Source organism: Psychrobacillus sp. NPDC093200, assembly GCF_050280345.1.
GTDB classification, from domain to species: domain Bacteria; phylum Bacillota; class Bacilli; order Bacillales_A; family Planococcaceae; genus Psychrobacillus; species Psychrobacillus faecigallinarum.
The window spans coordinates 1,047,600-1,066,954 of sequence record NZ_JBNNVC010000001.1; the positions used below are offsets into that span (position 1 = coordinate 1,047,600).

Annotated in this window: 17 protein-coding genes and 1 other annotated feature; of the genes, 13 read left to right on the top strand and 4 right to left on the bottom strand. The window is 36.1% G+C overall.

Annotated elements, in window-relative coordinates; genetic code table 11:
- Nucleotides 1-106 precede the first annotated feature (106 nt).
- Together ACQKNZ_RS05080 and ACQKNZ_RS05085 are read left to right on the top strand one after the other, a co-directional pair.
- Complete coding sequence (locus ACQKNZ_RS05080; protein ID WP_427658440.1) at nt 107-865, top strand: prolyl oligopeptidase family serine peptidase; 759 nt, start codon at nt 107-109, stop codon at nt 863-865.
- A 49-nt stretch (nt 866-914) separates the two neighbouring features.
- Nucleotides 915-1,223 carry a metal-sulfur cluster assembly factor gene (locus ACQKNZ_RS05085; RefSeq protein WP_144537696.1) on the top strand — a complete coding sequence of 103 codons (309 nt, stop codon included), beginning with the start codon at nt 915-917 and terminating at the stop codon, nt 1,221-1,223.
- 182 nt (nt 1,224-1,405) lie between these two features.
- Here ACQKNZ_RS05085 and ACQKNZ_RS05090 read toward each other — a convergent pair whose 3' ends face one another.
- Nucleotides 1,406-2,137, bottom strand: coding sequence for a Crp/Fnr family transcriptional regulator (locus tag ACQKNZ_RS05090; protein WP_427658442.1), 732 nt, complete (start codon nt 2,135-2,137; stop codon nt 1,406-1,408).
- A 104-nt stretch (nt 2,138-2,241) separates the two neighbouring features.
- On the opposite strand from ACQKNZ_RS05090, the gene ACQKNZ_RS05095 reads away from it, so the two are divergent.
- Nucleotides 2,242-4,368, top strand: a complete 2,127-nt coding sequence (locus ACQKNZ_RS05095) for an ATP-dependent Clp protease ATP-binding subunit (RefSeq protein ID WP_151110800.1) — start codon at nt 2,242-2,244, stop codon at nt 4,366-4,368.
- Between the two features lie 54 nt (nt 4,369-4,422).
- Here ACQKNZ_RS05095 and ACQKNZ_RS05100 read toward each other — a convergent pair whose 3' ends face one another.
- On the bottom strand, nt 4,423-4,611 hold the full coding sequence (locus ACQKNZ_RS05100) for a DUF2929 family protein (RefSeq protein ID WP_144537701.1): 189 nt from the start codon (nt 4,609-4,611) through the stop codon (nt 4,423-4,425).
- Nucleotides 4,612-4,777: 166 nt separating this feature from the next.
- On the opposite strand from ACQKNZ_RS05100, the gene ACQKNZ_RS05105 reads away from it, so the two are divergent.
- The 7 genes from ACQKNZ_RS05105 to ACQKNZ_RS05135 all read left to right on the top strand — a co-directional run bounded on the left by ACQKNZ_RS05105 (nt 4,778) and on the right by ACQKNZ_RS05135 (nt 13,379).
- Nucleotides 4,778-5,713 carry a beta-ketoacyl-ACP synthase III gene (locus tag ACQKNZ_RS05105; protein ID WP_427658445.1) on the top strand — a complete coding sequence of 312 codons (936 nt, stop codon included), beginning with the start codon at nt 4,778-4,780 and terminating at the stop codon, nt 5,711-5,713.
- A 26-nt stretch (nt 5,714-5,739) separates the two neighbouring features.
- Nucleotides 5,740-6,978: a beta-ketoacyl-ACP synthase II gene (gene fabF / locus ACQKNZ_RS05110; protein WP_144537704.1), complete on the top strand. Its 1,239-nt coding sequence runs from the start codon at nt 5,740-5,742 to the stop codon at nt 6,976-6,978.
- Between the two features lie 607 nt (nt 6,979-7,585).
- Nucleotides 7,586-8,599 (top strand): ABC transporter ATP-binding protein, encoded by a 1,014-nt coding sequence (locus tag ACQKNZ_RS05115; RefSeq protein ID WP_144537705.1) that lies wholly within the window; start codon nt 7,586-7,588, stop codon nt 8,597-8,599.
- On the top strand, nt 8,596-9,543 hold the full coding sequence (locus ACQKNZ_RS05120) for an ATP-binding cassette domain-containing protein (RefSeq protein WP_144537707.1): 948 nt from the start codon (nt 8,596-8,598) through the stop codon (nt 9,541-9,543). Before ACQKNZ_RS05115 ends, ACQKNZ_RS05120 begins: the two co-directional genes overlap by 4 nt.
- A gap of 1 nt (nt 9,544) precedes the next feature.
- Nucleotides 9,545-10,507: an oligopeptide ABC transporter permease gene (opp4B, locus tag ACQKNZ_RS05125; protein ID WP_144537709.1), complete on the top strand. Its 963-nt coding sequence runs from the start codon at nt 9,545-9,547 to the stop codon at nt 10,505-10,507.
- Between the two features lie 30 nt (nt 10,508-10,537).
- The gene (locus ACQKNZ_RS05130) at nt 10,538-11,440 is read left to right on the top strand and encodes an ABC transporter permease (protein WP_427658449.1); all 903 of its coding nucleotides are present in this window, start codon (nt 10,538-10,540) and stop codon (nt 11,438-11,440) included.
- 79 nt (nt 11,441-11,519) lie between these two features.
- Entirely contained in the window at nt 11,520-13,379 is a 1,860-nt protein-coding gene (locus ACQKNZ_RS05135) for an oligopeptide ABC transporter substrate-binding protein (protein ID WP_144537712.1), read from the top strand.
- Between the two features lie 247 nt (nt 13,380-13,626).
- Here the strand turns inward: ACQKNZ_RS05135 and trpS are convergent, their stop codons facing one another.
- Both trpS and ACQKNZ_RS05145 read right to left on the bottom strand, forming a co-directional pair.
- Nucleotides 13,627-14,613, bottom strand: a complete 987-nt coding sequence (gene trpS / locus ACQKNZ_RS05140; protein ID WP_427658451.1) for a tryptophan--tRNA ligase — start codon at nt 14,611-14,613, stop codon at nt 13,627-13,629.
- Nucleotides 14,614-14,657: 44 nt separating this feature from the next.
- Nucleotides 14,658-14,870: a binding site (T-box leader), on the bottom strand.
- 52 nt (nt 14,871-14,922) lie between these two features.
- Complete coding sequence (locus ACQKNZ_RS05145; RefSeq protein ID WP_144537716.1) at nt 14,923-15,267, bottom strand: DUF3899 domain-containing protein; 345 nt, start codon at nt 15,265-15,267, stop codon at nt 14,923-14,925.
- A gap of 233 nt (nt 15,268-15,500) precedes the next feature.
- On the opposite strand from ACQKNZ_RS05145, the gene ACQKNZ_RS05150 reads away from it, so the two are divergent.
- The 3 genes from ACQKNZ_RS05150 (at nt 15,501) to opp3C (ending at nt 19,355) form a co-directional block, all read left to right on the top strand.
- On the top strand, nt 15,501-17,213 hold the full coding sequence (locus ACQKNZ_RS05150; RefSeq protein ID WP_427658453.1) for a peptide ABC transporter substrate-binding protein: 1,713 nt from the start codon (nt 15,501-15,503) through the stop codon (nt 17,211-17,213).
- Between the two features lie 190 nt (nt 17,214-17,403).
- On the top strand, nt 17,404-18,336 hold the full coding sequence (gene opp3b / locus ACQKNZ_RS05155) for an oligopeptide ABC transporter permease (protein ID WP_144537720.1): 933 nt from the start codon (nt 17,404-17,406) through the stop codon (nt 18,334-18,336).
- On the top strand, nt 18,336-19,355 hold the full coding sequence (opp3C, locus tag ACQKNZ_RS05160) for an oligopeptide ABC transporter permease (protein WP_151110791.1): 1,020 nt from the start codon (nt 18,336-18,338) through the stop codon (nt 19,353-19,355). The genes opp3b and opp3C overlap by 1 nt, the downstream gene beginning before the upstream one ends.

Here is a 19,355-nt window from a genome sequence, read left to right on the forward strand (position 1 = left end):
AGTTTATCTTGTTCCAAAGACAACGTCAAAATGTAGAATGTTGCGATTTTGTAAAAAAAGATTTGCTTTGTTAAAATAGTAATAATACAAATGAGGGGTGACTTAAATGATTACTAATTTAGAAAATTGGGGAGAAATTCCTGTCTTACATATATTTAATGATAACTTTGATAAAAATGCACCAGTAGTTTTTTTCCTACATGGATTTGAAAGTGGAAAAGAACATAATCTTCATTATGCGTACCAGTTAGTTAGTAAAGGCTGTAGAGTGATTATGCCCGACGCTCATTTACATGGAGATCGCGATATGAAGTTAGACCAAGTAGAAATAAGCCTTAGATTTTGGGAAATAGTTTTAACTTCCATAGAAGAGCTTGGTAAACTAAAGCAGGAGCTAAGTACTCGTGGTTATGATAATGGACAAAAAATTGGGGTTGCTGGAACCTCTATGGGGGGCATAACTACTCTTGGGTGTTTAACTGCGTATCCTTGGATAGATACAGCAGCAATTATGATGGGTACTCCAGGATATGTAGAGTTAGCAAAAGCTCAAATTGAATTAATAGAAAAAAGAGGCTTTAAAGTTCCATTGAATGAAGAAGAAAAAAGAAAAATGTTTGAAACGCTGTCTGTATTTGATGCATCTAACCAACTAGAAAAGTTAGCAAACAAGCCGCTATTTTTCTGGCACGGTTCGAAGGACGAAGTAGTACCTTTTGCACCAACCTCGAAATTTGTTGATGATTTGATTGTAAAATACGGTGAGTCTCAGATTGAATTTATGAAGGAAAAAAATTCTGGCCATGCTGTTTCCAGAAAAGGTATGCTACGAGCTACAGAATGGCTAGCAAACTGTTTGGCATAAAAGCTACTTCTTTGTTATGATGAATGAAAGAAGTAAGGAGGTTATCAGTATGGATCAAGATATGAAAGATAGTATGATGTCTGCACTTGAGAATGTTATTGACCCAGAGCTGGGCGTTGATATTGTCAATTTAGGCTTAGTATATGATGTAGATTTAACAGATGAAGGACAGGCTACAGTTACGATGACGCTAACTTCTATTGGTTGCCCAATGGGACCGATGATTGTCGATCAAGTAAAAACTGCGCTTGGAGAATTACCAGAAGTAAAAGAAACCGAGGTTAACATTGTTTGGAATCCGCCATGGTCAAAAGACAATATGTCTCGTTACGCTAAAATTGCATTAGGTATTAGATAAAAAACATTCCGTCCATATGTGGGCGGAATGTTTTTTTATTTGCGGGATTAATACACAAACTGTTATTGAAGCATTAGGTGGCGAATTAGCGGGAGAGGGAGACACATAAAACATCACAAACGGAGCATAGTATCGCTTCCTCCGCGAAAATCATCCACCTAGAGTCAAATCAAAAAATAAAACTAATCTATTCTACAAACACATAGAGGACAGCTCTCGCATTGGTTTTCTCTTTTTAATAATTCTATATCGTGAATGGTAATAACTCCTTTTTGAAAAGAAACAATACCTTCATTCTTCAAATCATTTAGCATACGATTGACTACTTCTCTACTCATAGCACATAGATTAGCTATTTCCTGATTAGTTAGCTGAAAATTTATTTTAATACTATCATCAGGGAGTTTTTCCCCATAAGTATTAGCCAGACGTATTAAAGTTGAAAATAGTGCTCCTTTTTTTCCATGAAGCATTAAATCTCGAAATCTTGTCTGATTTTTTAAGTATACGAGTTGTATATATTTTGTCCATTCTACCATTAGCTCTGTAGAACTCACGAGAAAACTTTCAAATTTATTCTTAGGAAGCATCAATAGCTGAGTGGTCTCTAATGTATGGGCAGAAAAACTATGATGCGCATTATCTGCAAAAACACCAGATTCTCCTATACAGTTGTCTGGACCTACAATTCTCAGAGTCAGTAGTTTGCCGCCTTCTGTATCTTTATTTATAGCAATAGATCCGCTAATCACAAGATAAATCTCTTCTGCTAGCTCACCTTCAACATAAACGGAGCGATCTTTTTCCAATTTTATAATAGAGCCATATTGTTTAAATAATAAGCCTATATTCGGGGATACTAAACTATTATCCACCCCATCACCGCCTTTACTAATACCTTTAAATAATAGCATAATTTCATAAAAATTAAGCTAATTTCTTTACAAAATATGCTAATAAGCTATATAGTTATATTAGTCAATAAAGGTCAAACTTTTGTGAAACGGAGCTGTTAAATATGCAAATGAACCAACAAGATCAAAAAAGTCCTTTAGAAACGTACGGTCGTAATTTAGTAAACGCTGTAAAGGACGGAAAGATGGATCCAGTGATCGGTAGAGATCAGGAAATAAGAAATGTAATACGAATTTTATCAAGAAAAACAAAAAATAATCCTGTTCTCATCGGCGAGCCAGGAGTGGGGAAAACAGCTATAGTCGAAGGACTTGCCCAACGTATTGTAAAAAAAGACGTTCCTGAAGGATTAAAGGATAAAGAGATTTTTGAATTGGATATGAGCTCATTAATTGCAGGTGCAAAATATCGTGGTGAATTTGAGGAACGCCTTCAAGCGGTTTTAAAACAGATTAAAGAAAGTGAAGGTAAAATTATTTTATTTATTGATGAAATTCACACTATTGTTGGAGCGGGCAAAACGGATGGAGCAATGGACGCCGGGAATATGCTGAAGCCAATGCTTGCTCGAGGGGAGCTTCATTGTATTGGAGCTACTACTTTAGATGAATATCGTATGTATATTGAAAAAGATCCAGCATTAGAGCGTCGTTTTCAGCAAGTATTAGTGAGAGAACCTTCTGTGGAGGATACTGTTTCTATTCTGCGTGGATTAAAGGAAAGATTTGAATTACATCATGGTGTTCGCATTCATGACCGGGCAATCGTGGCGGCTTCACAGCTTTCAAACCGCTATATTACGGAACGCTTTCTACCAGACAAAGCGATTGACTTAATAGATGAAGCTTGTGCAATGATTCGAACAGAAATAGATTCTATGCCTCAGGAGCTGGACGAAGTAACGAGAAGAATGATGCAACTACAAATTGAAGAACAAGCTTTGATGAAGGAAAAGGATGCAGCAAGCAAAAAAAGATTAGAACAACTTCGTAATGAATTAGAGGAGTTAGAGAAATCTTCAGCTGATATGCGTCAAAAATGGGAAACAGAAAAGGAATCAATTCAAGTAGTCCAACAAAAGAGAGAAATGCTAGACCGTTACCGCCGAGAACTTGAGGAAGCTGAAAACAATTACGACTTAAATAAAGCTGCGGAGCTACGTCATGGAAAAATACCACCTTTAGAAAAAGAGTTGCAAGTTTATGAGGATGAAATAAATAGCGATTATGATTCACGCTTACTACGTGAAGAGGTGACCGCCGATGAAATAGCACATATTATTTCTAGGTGGACCGGGATACCTGTTACTAAGCTTGTTGAAGGAGAAAGAGAAAAACTACTTCGATTAAAAGAGACTTTAGGAGAACGTGTAGTTGGCCAGGAGCAAGCAGTTCAATTAGTGACAGAGGCTGTTTGGCGAGCACGAGCAGGCATAAAAGATCCTAACAAACCTATAGGCTCATTTCTATTTTTAGGACCGACAGGAGTAGGTAAAACAGAGCTAGCTAAATCTTTGGCAGCTAACCTGTTTGACTCTGAAGAGCATTTCATCCGAATAGACATGTCTGAATACATGGAAAAGCATAGCGTTTCCCGATTGGTTGGGGCACCTCCAGGATATATCGGATATGAGGAGGGCGGTCAGCTAACAGAGGCTGTTCGAAGAAACCCATACTCTGTTGTATTGTTGGACGAAATTGAGAAGGCTCATCCGGACGTAGCGAATATTTTATTGCAGCTAATGGATGACGGTCGAATTACGGATAGCCAAGGTCGCATTGTCAACTTTACAAATACTGTAGTGATTCTGACATCTAATATAGGCTCGCAATATTTATCTAACACAACTGGAGAAGTTTCAGAATCAGACGAGGAACTTGTCATGTCAGCACTTCGTGCACACTTCAAGCCAGAACTGTTAAATCGGATGGACGATATTATTATGTTCCATTCATTAACGACTCATCATTTTGAAATGATTGCAAAAAAGTATGTAAAACAATTGCAGGATCGTTTATTAGAACAGGAAGTTACTTTGAAAGTCGAGGAAAATGTCTATGCATGGATAGTTGAGGAAGGAACGGATGCAGCTTATGGTGCAAGACCATTAAGAAGATTTATACAACGACATCTTGAAACTGCTGTTGCGAAAATGCTAATTGGAGGAAATGTGGTTCCTGGTAGTAACATTGTGGCAGTAGTGGAAGATGGTCAGCTAGTAGTTAAATAAACAGTCACTATACTATATCCAATAAAAAAACTCCCTATCAAAAGGGAGTTTTTTTTAATGGTGTTCAGCAGCTACAGGCTCGTCCGGAATAACTTTAGTAATTAGGATAATTATGATGGCTGCTGGAATAGTCATATATAAACCATGATAAAAGTTAAAATCAACGCCATTAACAGAGCTTACTACATAATTTAACATGGTAACCAAGATAAATGACCAGATAACTGTCATAATATAATGCATAAAATTTTCACCTCAAAAATGAATTTATCTATAAGTATCATAACACATGGCGGTTCTATACAAAAGAATTATTCTTACAATCGAACAACTATGTTGAAAAATGTTCATATATTCGTTATTATTAATACCAGGTACTAATAATAGATTATAAGAAAAGAGGAATTCCATGAATGCAGGAATTATAGGGTTAGGAACTTATGCACCTGAGAAAATCTTAACGAATGAAGATCTTGAAAAAAGAATGGATACTTCAGATGAATGGATCAAAACAATGACTGGTATAGAGGAGCGAAGAATAGCTGCTCCAGAAGAAGAAAGTTCACATATGGCTGTAAAGGCTGCTCAAGAAGCAATAGAGGATGCAGGGATTTCTCCAGAACAAATAGGGCTTATTTTGGTAGCGACAGTTACTCCAGATCGTCCTTTTCCTAGTGTAGCTACAATGATTCAGGAGCAATTAGGAGCAACGAATGCTGCTGCAATGGATATATCTGCAGCATGTGCAGGATTTATGTATGGGATAGTTACAGCCAAGCAATTTATAGAGTCCAAAACTTATTCTCATATTTTAGTAGTGGGAGTAGAGAAACTTTCTAAAATTACAAACTGGGAAGACCGCAACACTGCAGTACTTTTTGGAGACGGGGCTGGTGCTGTAGTAATTGGAGAAGTATCTGAAGGCAGAGGTATTTTATCATTTGAGCTTGGAGCGAATGGTAGTGGAGGTAAATATTTATTGCAGGATGGACCTTACATTACAATGAATGGTAGAGAGGTATTTAAATTCGCAGTACGACAAATGGGTGAGTCTGCACTTAATGTTATAGAGAAGGCTGGCCTTCAAAAGGGAGACATAGATTTGTTAATCCCACATCAAGCGAATATTCGTATTATGGAAGCATCGAGAGAAAGACTAGAATTACCAAAAGAGAAAATGGCTAAAACTATTCATAAATATGGTAATACTTCATCGTCCTCTATACCATTGGCTTTAAAAGAAGAAGTAAAAAGTGGAAAAGTAAAAGATGATGATGTTATCGTGATGGTAGGTTTTGGTGGCGGTTTAACTTGGGGAGCAATAGCTCTAAAATGGGGAAAATAAACTAAAATTCGAGGGGACGAAAATATATGAAAAAACGCAGGGTTGTAGTAACAGGACTTGGAGCTGTTACACCGCTAGGTAATGATGTGGAAACTACTTGGGCTGGCATTAAAGCAGGTAAATCAGGGGTTGGAATGCTGACAAGACTTGACGCATCATTGTTTCCAGCAAAGGTTGCTGCAGAAGTAAAAGACTTTGATATAGAAAAGTACATTGAAAAGAAAGATGCACGTAAAATGGATCGCTTTACTCATTACGCTTTAGCTGCTTCGATTATGGCAGTGGAGGATGCGAATTTGACTATTACCGAGGAGCTCGGTCTACGAACAGGAGTATGGATTGGTTCAGGTATCGGTGGAATGGAGACATACGAAAATCAGTTCCGAGTATTTTTAGAAAAAGGAACTAGACGAGTTAGCCCGTTCTTTGTACCAATGATGATTCCAGATATGGCTGCTGGTCAGGTATCTATTCACTTTGGAGCGAAGGCTATTAACTCATGTACAGTAACAGCCTGTGCATCAGGTACTAACTCTATCGGTGATGCTTTTAAAGTAATCGAGCGAGGCGACGCGGATGTCATGATTACTGGGGGAGCAGAGTCCCCTATTACTCATATGTCGGTAGCTGGCTTCTGTTCTAATACTGCACTTTCTTTAAATACAGACCCTCAAACTGCATCTAAACCATTTGATGCTAATAGAGATGGATTTGTCATTGGCGAAGGTGCAGGAATAATAATACTCGAGGAGTATGAACATGCAGTAGCTCGTGGAGCAAAAATATATGCAGAAATTATTGGTTATGGATCTACTGGAGATGCGCATCATATAACTGCTCCAGCCCCAGAAGGAGAAGGAGCAGCTAGAGCAATGAAGCAAGCTTTAGATGACGCGGGAGTTTCTCCTGAACAAATTAATTATATTAATGCACATGGAACAAGCACACCTTACAATGATCAGTTTGAAACAATGGCAGTAAAAACAGTTTTTGGTGAACATGCATATAACTTGGCAATGAGTTCAACAAAGTCCATGACAGGTCACTTGTTAGGAGCTGCAGGAGGAGTAGAAGCTATTTTCAGCGTACTGGCTCTTCACGAAGGCATCTTGCCACCTACAACTAATCTAGAAACACCAGATCCTTTGTGTGATTTGGATTATGTACCAAACGTTGCAAGAAAAGAAGATATTGACTACGCATTGAGCAATTCCTTAGGGTTTGGCGGTCATAATGCTAGTATATTATTTAAAAAAATGAAATAAGTAAAGAAATGCATGTTACCTAATCAAGGGTTTCATAGTATAGACAAAAGGATTGGAAATCAATTGGATTTCCAATCCTTTTATTTTGGTTCGTTTTAATCTCTTGGATGGTCCACGCATTAAACGTATGCCGAAGACAAATTGAAAAAATGTTATCGTAATTCCTACAGTACCTTCCATTAAACAACATTATGCGATTGGATTGGAATTCTTGAAGATTCCTGCAGAAATATGTCGAAGACAATTTCCAATTTCTTCAGATGGTTTAATGTTTGAATCCTTGTTTATAAACAAGGATTTTTTTAGTTTAATGGAATAAATAGTAATAAATTGATGATAATGATTTAAAAATGATATTAATTTAAAAAATAAAAATACATATTTTCCAAAAATTATATATATTAAATCCTTATCACTTCTAAATTTTTAATAAAATCTATTTGTTTTTAATATACTAGATTAAATAATTATATAAAAAATATTATTGCACTCGTAATCATACTGTAATAGACTTTACAAATAAAGAATCAAATAAACAGAAAAGTTCAAAAAGTCAAATAAATGAAATGAGAAATAAAATAGTATTGATTGTGAAAGGAGAATTACTTTGAACAATTCAAAACAGCTATTAACCATTAACGATTTACATACAGGATTTAGAATCAAAGATACATATTATGATGCCGTTGATGGAGTTTCAATTTCTTTAAAGAAAAATGAAATCCTTGCGATAGTGGGGGAATCAGGTTGTGGTAAATCTACTTTAGCTACATCCATTGTTGGGCTACATGATCACAACAAAACTAGAGTTGAGGGAGAAATTATATATAACGGTGTCAACTTAGCCAAACTGAATGATGAAAAGTTTAATGCTGTACGAGGGGAAGAAATAGGGATGATCTTTCAAGATCCTTTATCAGCACTCAATCCTTTAATGAGGGTTGGCGAACAAATTGAAGAGAGTCTAGTCTACCACACGAAGCTAAGTAAAGCGCAAAGAAGTGCAAGAGTAATAGAATTACTAAATCAGGTGGGAATAACTAATCCTCAAAGAACAGTAAAACAATTTCCACACCAGCTTTCTGGAGGGATGAGACAAAGGGTAATCATAGCAATAGCAATTGCATGTAAACCTAAGGTAATCATAGCCGATGAGCCAACAACCGCTTTAGATGTGACAATTCAAGCGCAAATTCTCGATTTACTTATGGATCTTCAAAGGGAGACAGGGGCAGGAATAATTCTTATTACTCATGACTTAGGAGTTGTTGCAGAAGTTGCTGATAGAGTGGCCGTTATGTATGCGGGGCAAATAATCGAGGAAGCACCAGTAGCGGAACTATTTTCAAATCCCTTACATCCTTATACTCGTTCATTATTTAATTCAATTCCACAAATAAATAGTGAGACTGAAAAACTGGAAGTGATTAAAGGCATGGTACCTACTCTCATGAACCTTCCTAGAGAAGGATGTAGATTTTCAGGACGCATACCTTGGATCTCAGAAAATGCTCATGAAAAGCAACCAGCCCTTCATGAGGTTTCCCCAGGACACTTGGTAAGATGTACTTGTTGGCAACACTTCCATTTTGAAGGTGAAGAGGGAGGCTATGCTCAATGAGCTTTATGCAAATTAATGACCTTCATGTACATTATCCAATACGAGGAGGATTTTTCAACACAATTATAGATCGAGTACATGCTGTCGATGGGATAAATATGGAGATTGAAAAAGGAAAAACATATGGCCTTGTAGGAGAATCAGGGTGTGGAAAATCCACTACTGGTAAGTCGATAATAGGTCTTGAGAAAATAACTTCAGGAAGTATTATTTATGAGGGAAAAGATGTAACAAATAAACAACGAAATAAATCTTCTTCTTACAACCGTGATATTCAAATGATATTTCAAGATGTTCACTCTAGTTTGAATCCTCGAAAAAGAGTAAGGGATATTATTGCGGAACCAATTCGTAATTTCTTAAATCTAACTCCAGAAGAAGAGAATAGAAGGATCAATGAATTGCTGGCAATTGTAGGAATGAGTGAAGATGCAAAGCTTAAATATCCTCATGAATTCTCAGGAGGACAAAAGCAAAGAATAGGGATTGCTCGAGCAATTGCATGTGATCCAAAGCTAATTATTTGTGATGAGCCTGTTTCAGCTCTTGACCTATCCGTGCAGGCCCAAGTCTTAAATTTTTTAAAGGAAATTCAGCAAGAATATGGCTTAAGTTACCTTTTTATATCGCATGACCTTGGGGTTGTTAAACATATGTGTGACCATATTTCCATCATGTATAAAGGAAGATTTGTTGAATCAGGTACACGAAATGATATTTATACTAATCCACAGCATATATATACTAAACGCTTGTTGTCATCAATTCCTGATATCAATCCTATAGGAAGAGAAGATCGAAAAGTGCAAAGGATGCAGGTGGAATCTGATTATATGACCAATCATAAAATCTATTATGACGAAACTGGAAAAGTGTTTGATTTGATGAAGCTGTCTGATTCCCATTATGTAGCAATGAATGCTAATACGAAGGGAGGCAGTTAATATGTGGAAAACGATTGTTCGCCGAGTATTGATAATGATTCCACAACTAATTGCTTTAAGTTTATTAATTTTCATTATGGCGAAATTTATGCCAGGGGATCCTTTCACTGGAATGATTAGTCCTGAAACTGACCCTAACAGATTAGACGAGTTGAGAGAACTAGCAGGTTTAAATGACCCCTGGTATGAGCAATATGCCCGATGGATGGTTAATGCAGTCCAAGGAGATTTTGGCAAAAGTTATACTTACAAGGTTCAAGTTTCAGCTCTAATAGGTGAGAGAGCAATGAATACCTTTTGGTTATCTTTATTGAGCGTAGTGCTACTTTACCTTTTGGCAATACCGCTAGGAGTTTTAGCAGGACGTTTTCAAGACACTTTCTTAGATAAAACGATTGTCTTATATAGTTTTATTACTTATGCAATTCCTACATTTGTATTGTCTCTATTATTTTTGTTCTTTTTTGGTTATAAATTACATTGGTTTCCAACCATAGGAAGCGTGGATATTAAATATGATGCTGGAACATTTGGGTATCTATGGAGCAAAATCTATCATATGATGCTCCCTGCTCTCACTTATGCCATATTGGCAACTACTACTGTTATTCAGTTTTTACGTTCGGAAATTATTGATTCTAAATCGATGGATTATGTTAGAACCGCAAGAAGTAAAGGAATACCAATAAGAAAAGTGTACTCTAGGCATATTTTTAGAAACTCTTTATTACCAATTGCTGCATTTTTAGGATTCACGATTACGGGACTACTAGGAGGCTCTATCTTTATAGAGACTATTTTTGGATATCCAGGAATGGGACAGTTGTTTATTTCATCTATACTATCTCGTGATTATAGTGTAATTACTGCACTTGTTATGTTATATGGCTTCTTAACATTATTAGGTAGTCTACTGTCCGATATTATCATGAGTATTGTTGACCCAAGAATTAGGATAGAGTAGGAGATTACATGTTAAGGAGAGGTGAATAATATGGGAAAACAATTGAACGTAAAAAAAGAGGCAACCTTGAATGCTCCACCTACCGGATTTCAAGTTATATTAAGGGAATTTAAAAAAGATAAACTTGCAATGTTTTCTCTTATATCATTAGTCATCATTATAGTTGGTGTATTCATATGGGCATATACGATTGATAAGGAAGCTATTATGAGAGTAAGTTTAAGAGATAAATATGCATCACCAGGTGATAAGTTCTTTTTAGGGGCAGATCAAGGTGGGAAAGATATTTTGGGACAACTGATCATAGGAGCAAAAAACTCCATAGGAATTGCAATAGCTATTACATTGATAACGGGATTTGTAGGGATAGTAGTCGGCTTGGTTTGTGGATACTTTGGAGGATGGATAGATAATATCTTTATGAGAATTATAGATTTCTTTATCACTATACCATCTTTAATGTTAATAATTGTGTTTGTAACAATTGTACCAAAATATACAATGACAACGTTTGTAATAATAATGAGTATTTTCATGTGGACCTCCACAGCAAGACTCGTGAGGAGCAAGGCACTAACAGAAAGTAGAAGGGATTATGTAAATGCTTCGAAGACAATGGGTACGCCTGGAATTATCATAATATTCAAAGAAATTATGCCTAATATCAGTTCTATATTAATAGTTGAGTTGACTCTTAACTTTGCAGGTAACGTAGGAATCGAGACTGGGCTGAGTTATCTTGGGTTTGGTTTACCTCCAGCAACTCCTAGTTTGGGTACACTGGTTGCTTACGCAAATAACCCGCTCGTTTTACAGGAGAAATGGTGGGTATGGCTTCCAGCATCACTTTTCATCTTATTAATGATGTTAGGAATAAACTACGTTGGGCAAGCATTACGACGTTCGGCAGATGCAAGACAACGTCTGGGATAACACCATCAGATAACTAATAATTGGTATTAGACGTAACATGTTTAATATAGAAAAAAGAGACTAAAAAGGAGGAATATGAATGACTAAGAAGCTTTGGACATTATTAGTAGTATTGATAGCTTTTATGTTGGTCCTTGGAGCGTGTAATAATAAGGAAGAAACAACTCCAGCTCCAGCTGAAACTTCCGATTCTGGGAAAAAAGATGATGGAGAGAAGGATGAGAAAGAGGAAGCGGAGAAAGAGACAGCCACTGAAGAAAATGATTCTCCATTCCCAATTTCTATGGAAACAGAAGGAAACGCAATTTCTGGAGGTACCTTAAAAGTTGCGTTAGTTAAGGATAGCCCATTCCAAGGGGTATTCGCTTATTCGCTTTATGAAGATGCCTATGATGCAGAAATTTTACAATATGCATCTAATTCTATCTTTGAAATAGATGGAGACTTCTTGATTAGTGATAAAGGAATTGCTAGCCTAGAAGTAGATCAAGAAAACAAAAAAGCAACTATTAAAATCCGTGAGGGTATAAAATGGTCTGACGGAGAACCTCTTAAAGTGGAAGATTTAATTCAACCATATTTAATTATTGGTCATCCAGATTATACTGGTGTACGTTATGATGCAGATTTTCAAAATATAGTTGGCGCAATTGAGTATCATGATGGTAAAGCAGATACTATTTCCGGGTTAAAGAAAATTGATGAAACAACTTTAGAAATTTCACTAATTCAAGTCTCACCGGCAATATTTAGTGGAGGAGATGGACTGTGGACTTATGCAGAGCCAAGCCATATTGTTAAAGATTTACCAGTGGCTACTCTAATTGAATCTGATCCAGTTCGAAAAAATCCAGTCACACTTGGTGCATTCGTGATAGAAAAAATTGTCCCTGGTGAATCAGTACAATTAGTAGCAAATGAAAATCACTGGAGAGGTAAACCAAAATTAGATGGCGTATTAGTAAAAGTAGTACCACCAACTTCTATTTCAGTTGCTATGCAATCTGGAGAGTATGATATCGCTTCAAATTTCAGTGCAGCAAAAATTGAAGAAATTAAAAACTTTGATAATCTTGAAATTTTAGGACGACAAGAATTGTATTACCAATACCTAGCGTTTAAAGTAGGTAAATGGGATTCTACAAAAGGGGAAGTAGTAACAGACATCGAAAACGCTAAAATGGGAGATCAAAAATTACGTCAAGCAATGGGATATGCTTTAGATGTAGAACAAGTTGCTGAAGTATATTATAATAACCTCCGTGAACGTGCGAACTCTATGTTACCGCCAGTATTTAAATCATTCTATGATAAATCTTTACAAGGTTACACTTATGATCCAGATAAAGCGAATGCATTATTAGATGAAGCTGGTTATAAAGATGTTAATAATGATGGTCTTCGCGAAGATCCAGAAGGTAAACCATTTGAAATTAAGTATGCTACAGCTGCTGGTGATGATATAGCGGAAGATATCACTCAATTCTTCTTGCAAAATTGGAAAGATGTTGGCTTAAATGTTAAGTTAACTACTGGACGCACAATTGAATTTAATGCATTCTATGACATGGTAGAAGCAGATGATCCTGAAATTGACATGTATACGGCAGCATTTGGAACAGGATCTGACCCATCACCATCGGGCTTATATTCAAAGAAAGCAAAGTTTAACTATAGTCGTTACACATCTGACTTCTTAGAGGATACATTAGCTAACATAAACTCACCAAAAGCTTTTGACTCAGCATATCGCGCTGAGCAATTTAGAGCATTCCAAGAGCATATGGAGGAAATGGCAGTTGTAATTCCACTAACTTACAGATTTGAGATCATTCCAGTTAACAAACGACTTAAAAACTATAATATTGATTACTCAGAAGGCACTTACTTACATGAACTTGAGCTAACTGCTGAAGAGCCAATTAAATCTGCTAAATAATATTGATAAAAAAACCGCTCCTAGACGAAAGTTTAGGTGCGGTTTTTCATATGTTTTAAGAAGGATGTGATACTAATGAGACTACTAATATTCTTAATAAGCTATGGAATAGCAATTATCAGCTGCTCCCACCTAGTGTTATATTTAAACTTTCTATCTTTAGGCTATTCTTGGAGTTCTGTTTTACTATATATGCTTAACTCTAAGGACTTTATCATCTTTTGTATATCAATATTGGGATTAACGATTAGCGTCTTCTACCGAGACCCATTGCGGCTTCCATCTTAACAAGCGTATCATTTGCCAATTGGTTAGCCTTTTCTGCTCCGCGATCTAGAATGGAATCTAATTCTGATGAATTTAGTAATTCCTCATATCTTTGTTGAATAGGAGCAAAATGATTAATAATTGCTTCAGCAACTGATGCTTTAAAATCTCCATAGCCTTTTCCTTCGTAGTTTGCAACGAGCGTAGGAATCGGTGTACCTGTTAAAGCTGATTCTATTGTTAATAAATTTGAAACTCCTGGTTTGTTTTCAGGGTCAAAGGCTACGATACCTTCTGAATCGGTGACAGAGCTTTTAATTTTCTTTTCTATTTGCTTTGGTGTATCTAAAATACGAATGGTTGCTTTTTGGTTGGGATCCGACTTGCTCATTTTCTTCATTGGATCTTGAAGTGATTTGATACGAGCGCCGTATTTAGGTAGCTGAATTTCGGGTATAGTTAAAACATTCCCATATCTTTTATTAAATCGTTCAGCCAAATCCCGAGTTAGTTCAATATGCTGCTTCTGGTCATCCCCAACAGGCACAATATTTGTTTGGTAAAGAAGAATGTCAGCCGCCATTAGCGGTGGGTAAGTTAATAGCCCAGCAGTAACTCCGTCTTTGCCATCCGATTTATCTTTAAATTGAGTCATTCTTTCTAATTCCCCAATATGAGAAATACATTGCATCATCCATCCTGCTTTTGCGTGAGCGGGAACTTCTGATTGTACAAACAGAATAGATTTTTCTGGATCAATTCCTACAGCTAGATATAAGGCTGCTAGGGAACGAATATGTTTTTGTAGCTCCTGTGGATCCTGTGCAACTGTAATCGCATGCTGGTCCACGATACAAAAAATACATTCATTCTCATTTTGTAAATCTATAAACTGTCTAAATGCACCAATATAATTCCCTAATGTAATTGTACCGGTTGGTTGTACGCCTGAAAAAAGTGTTTTCATTCAATTTTCCTCCTTAGAATATAAAAAAACATCATGCATCCCTAAAAAGGGACGAATGATGTAATATCCGTGGTACCACCCAGCTTGCTATAAAAATAGCCACTCTTCTTCATAACGTGAAGGAAACGGTATAAGCTACTTAAGATTCACTCATACTGCTCAGAAGCCCATTCCATTTAAGGTATGATCTGCTCACAGCACCCGCAGACTCTCTAAACATACGTTATAAATGTACTTTTCTTCCTCAAAGCTCTTTTATATAGTTTTGATTATTATATATAGAAGAAACTCAAAAATCAAGCGATAAAATTATCCATAATAGAAAAATAATGCAATACAAGTACAAGCTAAAATAGATAACCCTAACGCGAGAATTGGCTTAGGGGAGAAGGAGAAAACTTCGGAAGGAAGTCGCATATTTTCTATTTCATCTCTTAAGTGCTTTCGCGTAAAAAATTTTCTGGAGCTAGATACATATAAATCAAAAAATCCGCCTGAAACAACATATGTTACTAATCCTAAAAATGTTATACCTCCTCCTATATAGAAGGAAATATTAGCGTATGTCTCCAAATCGATATGTTTATATATTAAAAGTATTAGCAAAAAGATTATAATCTGTGCACTTAAAAAATATATTATCTTCTTTTTCATATTTCACCTCTATCAAAAATATTATAGAAGATTTGTTTAAAATAATCAAAACTAATAAAAAACAAAGAAAATAATTAACAAAATAGTTACTAAATTTTCACAATCGTTAGGACAATGTAATGATTTTGTTACAAGACTGTAAAAATATTTATAAAAAGCTATGTACAACTCTCTTATAAAATGTATAATAATAAATGTAATGAATTTTTCTGAATATTAGGGAGGTTATTTTTTTGAAGAATAGCAAATTAGTATGGCTATTAAGCCTACTGTTAGTTGTAGGGCTATTCCTAGCTGCATGTGGCGGCGAAAAGGAAGCAGAACCAGCTGACAAACCAGACTCAACAGACACACCAGAAACAGAAGCTCCAGAAGATGCTAAAATTGATGAAGAGCAAGTACTAAACTTAATCGCGGGTGCTGAAATTCCAACTCTTGACTCTGCTTTAGTAACTGACTCAGTAGGTTTCGATCTACTAGGCAACATAAATGAAGGTCTTTATCGTTTGAACCAAGAAAACGTAGCTATACCTGCAATTGCTGAAGGTGAGCCAACTATTTCTGAAGATGGATTAGTTTATACGTTCAAATTACGTGATGCTAATTGGTCTGATGGTTCTCCAGTAACTGCAAATGACTTTGAATTTGCTTGGAAACGCGCTATGAACCCAGATACTGCATCTGAATACGGTCCATACATGATGGAAGGCGTTATCAAAAATGCAACTCAAATTGTTGCAGGTGAAGTTGAGTATACTGAATTAGGTGTTAAAGCTCTTGATGAGAAAACATTAGAAGTTACTCTTGAAAAACCAGTTCCTTACTTCTTATCATTAATGTCATTTGGAACATTCTTACCACAAAAAGAAGAATTCGTTACAACTCAAGGTGCAAATTACTCTAAAAACTCTGAAGCACTTTTATACAACGGTCCATTCGCATTACAAGATTGGGATGGAACAGGGTTAAACTGGAAACTAGTTAAAAACGAACAATATTGGGATAAAGACACTGTTAAACTTACTGAAATTAACTACGATGTAGTAAAAGAGACAGCTACTGCTGTTAACCTTTACAGTAATGGTGAAAAAGACCGTGCTGGTCTATCTGGTGAATACGCAATGCAATATGCTAATGATCCAGAACTAGTAACTGAAATGGATGCATCTGTATTCTACTTCAAGTACAATCAACAACGTAATGGAGAGCCAACTCCACTTGCTAACGTAAATATTCGTGAAGCAGTTTCAAAAGCAATCAATAAGCAAGATTTAGTTGATGTAGTTTTAGCTAATGGTTCTGTTCCAGCTCACTACTTAGTACCAAAAGGATTTACTTTTGATGCTGATGCTAATGACTTCCGCGATGTAAATGGAGATATGTCTGTTTTTAACGTAGAAGAAGCGAAAGCAGCTTGGGAAAAAGGATTAAAAGAATTAGGTGTTACAGAACTTACTTTAGAAATTCTTGGTGGAGACACTGATATTTCTAAAAAAATGGATGAGTATTTCAAAAACCAATTAGAAACAAACCTACCAGGTTTAACTATTACTCTTAAAGAAGTACCATTTGCTGTGCGCTTAGATCTTGACACAAATCAAGACTATGACATTCAAGTTGCAGGTTGGGGACCAGATTACCAAGATCCTTACACTTTCATGAATTTATGGTTAACTGACGGTGGTAACAACCAAATGTCTTATTCAAACCCTAAATATGATGAGCTAGTAAATTCTGCTAACACTGAATTAGCACTAGACGCAGAAGCTCGTTGGCAAGCACTTGCTGATGCTGAAAAACTTCTAATTGATGAAGATTTCGGTATTGGACCGATTTACCAACGTGGTACTATGCAACTTCTAAAACCATATGTTAAAGGTGTTGTATCTCACCAAATTGGTGGAGACTATAGCTACAAATGGGCATATATCGAAGGTAAAAACTAATTAGTATAAAGTTGTAAAAATCTCATAAAATGAGAGTATATGTATTCCTTTAGGAACATATACTCTCTTTTTAAATGAGTCGAAATATACGAAATATTTTTACTATAAAATATAATTTTGACAAATTACTATTTTTTTTGTTTAATATATAGATTAGTAAAATTATTTATAAAATTTAGGAGGTGCAAAGATGGCAAAATATATTCTGCGTCGTGTTTTTTATATGTTTATCACGCTTTTCCTGATTGCGACAGCTACCTTTTTCTTGATGAAGACGCTACCAGGATCCCCTATAAGCTCTGCTTCAAAACTATCCCCAGCTCAACTTGAAATAGTGGAAGCGAAATATGGATTGAATGACCCCATTCCCGTCCAGTATGCAAATTACATGCTTAACTTAGTTCAAGGTGATTTAGGTAACTCGTTTCAGTTTAAAAATGCTGAAGTTACTGATTTAATTCTTAGCCGAATCGGACCGTCTTTCCAAATTGGTGCTCAAGGTCTGATTGCAGGTGTTCTAGTAGGAATTATTCTAGGAATGATTGCTGCTTTAAAACAAAATACAATTTGGGATTATAGCAGTACAATCGTTGCTATTATTGGTATTTCTATACCATCTTTTGTGTTTGCAACATTATTACAATATTGGTTAGGTGTGAAGTGGCAAATACTTCCTGTAGCTTTATGGAAAGACGGATGGGCTTCAAGTATTATGCCGTCTATTGCATTAGCCATGGGACCGTTAGCTACCGCTGCACGTTTTATCAGAACAGAGATGGTCGAAGTATTAAGCTCTGATTATATTACTCTAGCAAAATCTAAAGGCGCAAATGGTACTGAAATCGCATTTAAACATGCTTTACGTAATGCTTTAATACCATTAGTGACAGTACTTGGTCCAATGGCAGCTGGATTGCTAACTGGGTCATTAGTAATTGAACAAATATTTGCAATCCCAGGAATCGGTGAACAATTCGTTAAATCTATTAATACGAATGATTATTCTATTATTATGGGTACTACTATTTTCTTCTCTGTATTCTTAATTGTTGTAATATTCATTATAGATTTGCTTTATGGAATTATTGATCCGCGTATTCGTTTGTCAGGAGGTAAGAACTAATGAGTCAAGACTTAAAAAAGTTACCTGCTGAATCATTTAACAGAGTTCAAGTAGATAGTAGCCAAGCAGAAAAAATTTCTAAGCCAAGTGTTAGCTTTTGGAAAGATGCCTGGTACCGTATTAGAAAGAATAAAGCTGCTATCGTTAGTGTTTTTATACTATTGATTATTCTTGTTATGTCACTTATTGGTCCACATATTGGCCCGCATGATGCAGAGACACAAACAATTACCCATGCTAACTTACCACCAAAAGTTCCTGGAATTGAAAAACTGGGTATTATGGATGGGTACGGCAACTTGGCAGGTAAAGAAGTAGATTTATATGAATTAAAGAAAGTAGACACATATTATTGGTTCGGAACTGACGGTTTGGGCCGTGACATGTTTGCGCGAGTATGGGAAGGAACCCAGGTATCTCTTTTCATTGCCTTTATGGCTGCGTTAATTGACATGGTAATTGGAGTAGCCTATGGAGGAATTTCTGGTTACTACGGTGGTCGTGTAGACGACGTCATGCAGCGTATAGTAGAAATTCTTATCGGTATTCCAAATTTAGTAATCGTTATTCTCATGATTATGTTTATGGATCCTGGTATCACAGCGATTATTATTGCCATTACGATAACCGGATGGATTGGTATGTCTCGTGTAGTTCGAGCACAGGTTTTGAAATATAAGAACCAAGAGTTCGTTTTGGCTGCCCGTACGCTAGGTGCTTCAAATAATAGAATCATAACAAAACATATTCTTCCGAATGTTTTGAGTATTGTTGTTATAAATACGATGTTTACAATACCTAGTGCAATTTTCTTCGAAGCTTTCTTAAGCTTTATCGGGTTGGGATTACAGCCACCTGCTGCATCTTTAGGTACGTTGATTAATGATGGTGTTAAATTACTTAAATTCCAACCACATATTTTAGTATACCCAGCTGTAATCATAAGCTTACTAATGCTGTCCTTTAACTTGCTAGGTGATGGTTTAAGGGATGCACTAGATCCGAAGATGAAAGACTAA

Bases quoted from the DNA above. Each gene is read 5' to 3' on its own strand.
- ACQKNZ_RS05080 (WP_427658440.1), top strand. From the start codon at position 107: ATGATTACTAATTTAGAAAATTGGGGAGAAATTCCTGTCTTACATATA.
- ACQKNZ_RS05085 (WP_144537696.1), top strand. From the start codon at position 915: ATGGATCAAGATATGAAAGATAGTATGATGTCTGCACTTGAGAATGTT.
- ACQKNZ_RS05090 (WP_427658442.1), bottom strand. From the start codon at position 2,137: ATGCTATTATTTAAAGGTATTAGTAAAGGCGGTGATGGGGTGGATAAT.
- ACQKNZ_RS05095 (WP_151110800.1), top strand. From the start codon at position 2,242: ATGCAAATGAACCAACAAGATCAAAAAAGTCCTTTAGAAACGTACGGT.
- ACQKNZ_RS05100 (WP_144537701.1), bottom strand. From the start codon at position 4,611: ATGCATTATATTATGACAGTTATCTGGTCATTTATCTTGGTTACCATG.
- ACQKNZ_RS05105 (WP_427658445.1), top strand. From the start codon at position 4,778: ATGAATGCAGGAATTATAGGGTTAGGAACTTATGCACCTGAGAAAATC.
- fabF (WP_144537704.1), top strand. From the start codon at position 5,740: ATGAAAAAACGCAGGGTTGTAGTAACAGGACTTGGAGCTGTTACACCG.
- ACQKNZ_RS05120 (WP_144537707.1), top strand. From the start codon at position 8,596: ATGAGCTTTATGCAAATTAATGACCTTCATGTACATTATCCAATACGA.
- opp4B (WP_144537709.1), top strand. From the start codon at position 9,545: ATGTGGAAAACGATTGTTCGCCGAGTATTGATAATGATTCCACAACTA.
- ACQKNZ_RS05130 (WP_427658449.1), top strand. From the start codon at position 10,538: ATGGGAAAACAATTGAACGTAAAAAAAGAGGCAACCTTGAATGCTCCA.
- ACQKNZ_RS05135 (WP_144537712.1), top strand. From the start codon at position 11,520: ATGACTAAGAAGCTTTGGACATTATTAGTAGTATTGATAGCTTTTATG.
- trpS (WP_427658451.1), bottom strand. From the start codon at position 14,613: ATGAAAACACTTTTTTCAGGCGTACAACCAACCGGTACAATTACATTA.
- ACQKNZ_RS05145 (WP_144537716.1), bottom strand. From the start codon at position 15,267: ATGAAAAAGAAGATAATATATTTTTTAAGTGCACAGATTATAATCTTT.
- opp3b (WP_144537720.1), top strand. From the start codon at position 17,404: ATGGCAAAATATATTCTGCGTCGTGTTTTTTATATGTTTATCACGCTT.
- opp3C (WP_151110791.1), top strand. From the start codon at position 18,336: ATGAGTCAAGACTTAAAAAAGTTACCTGCTGAATCATTTAACAGAGTT.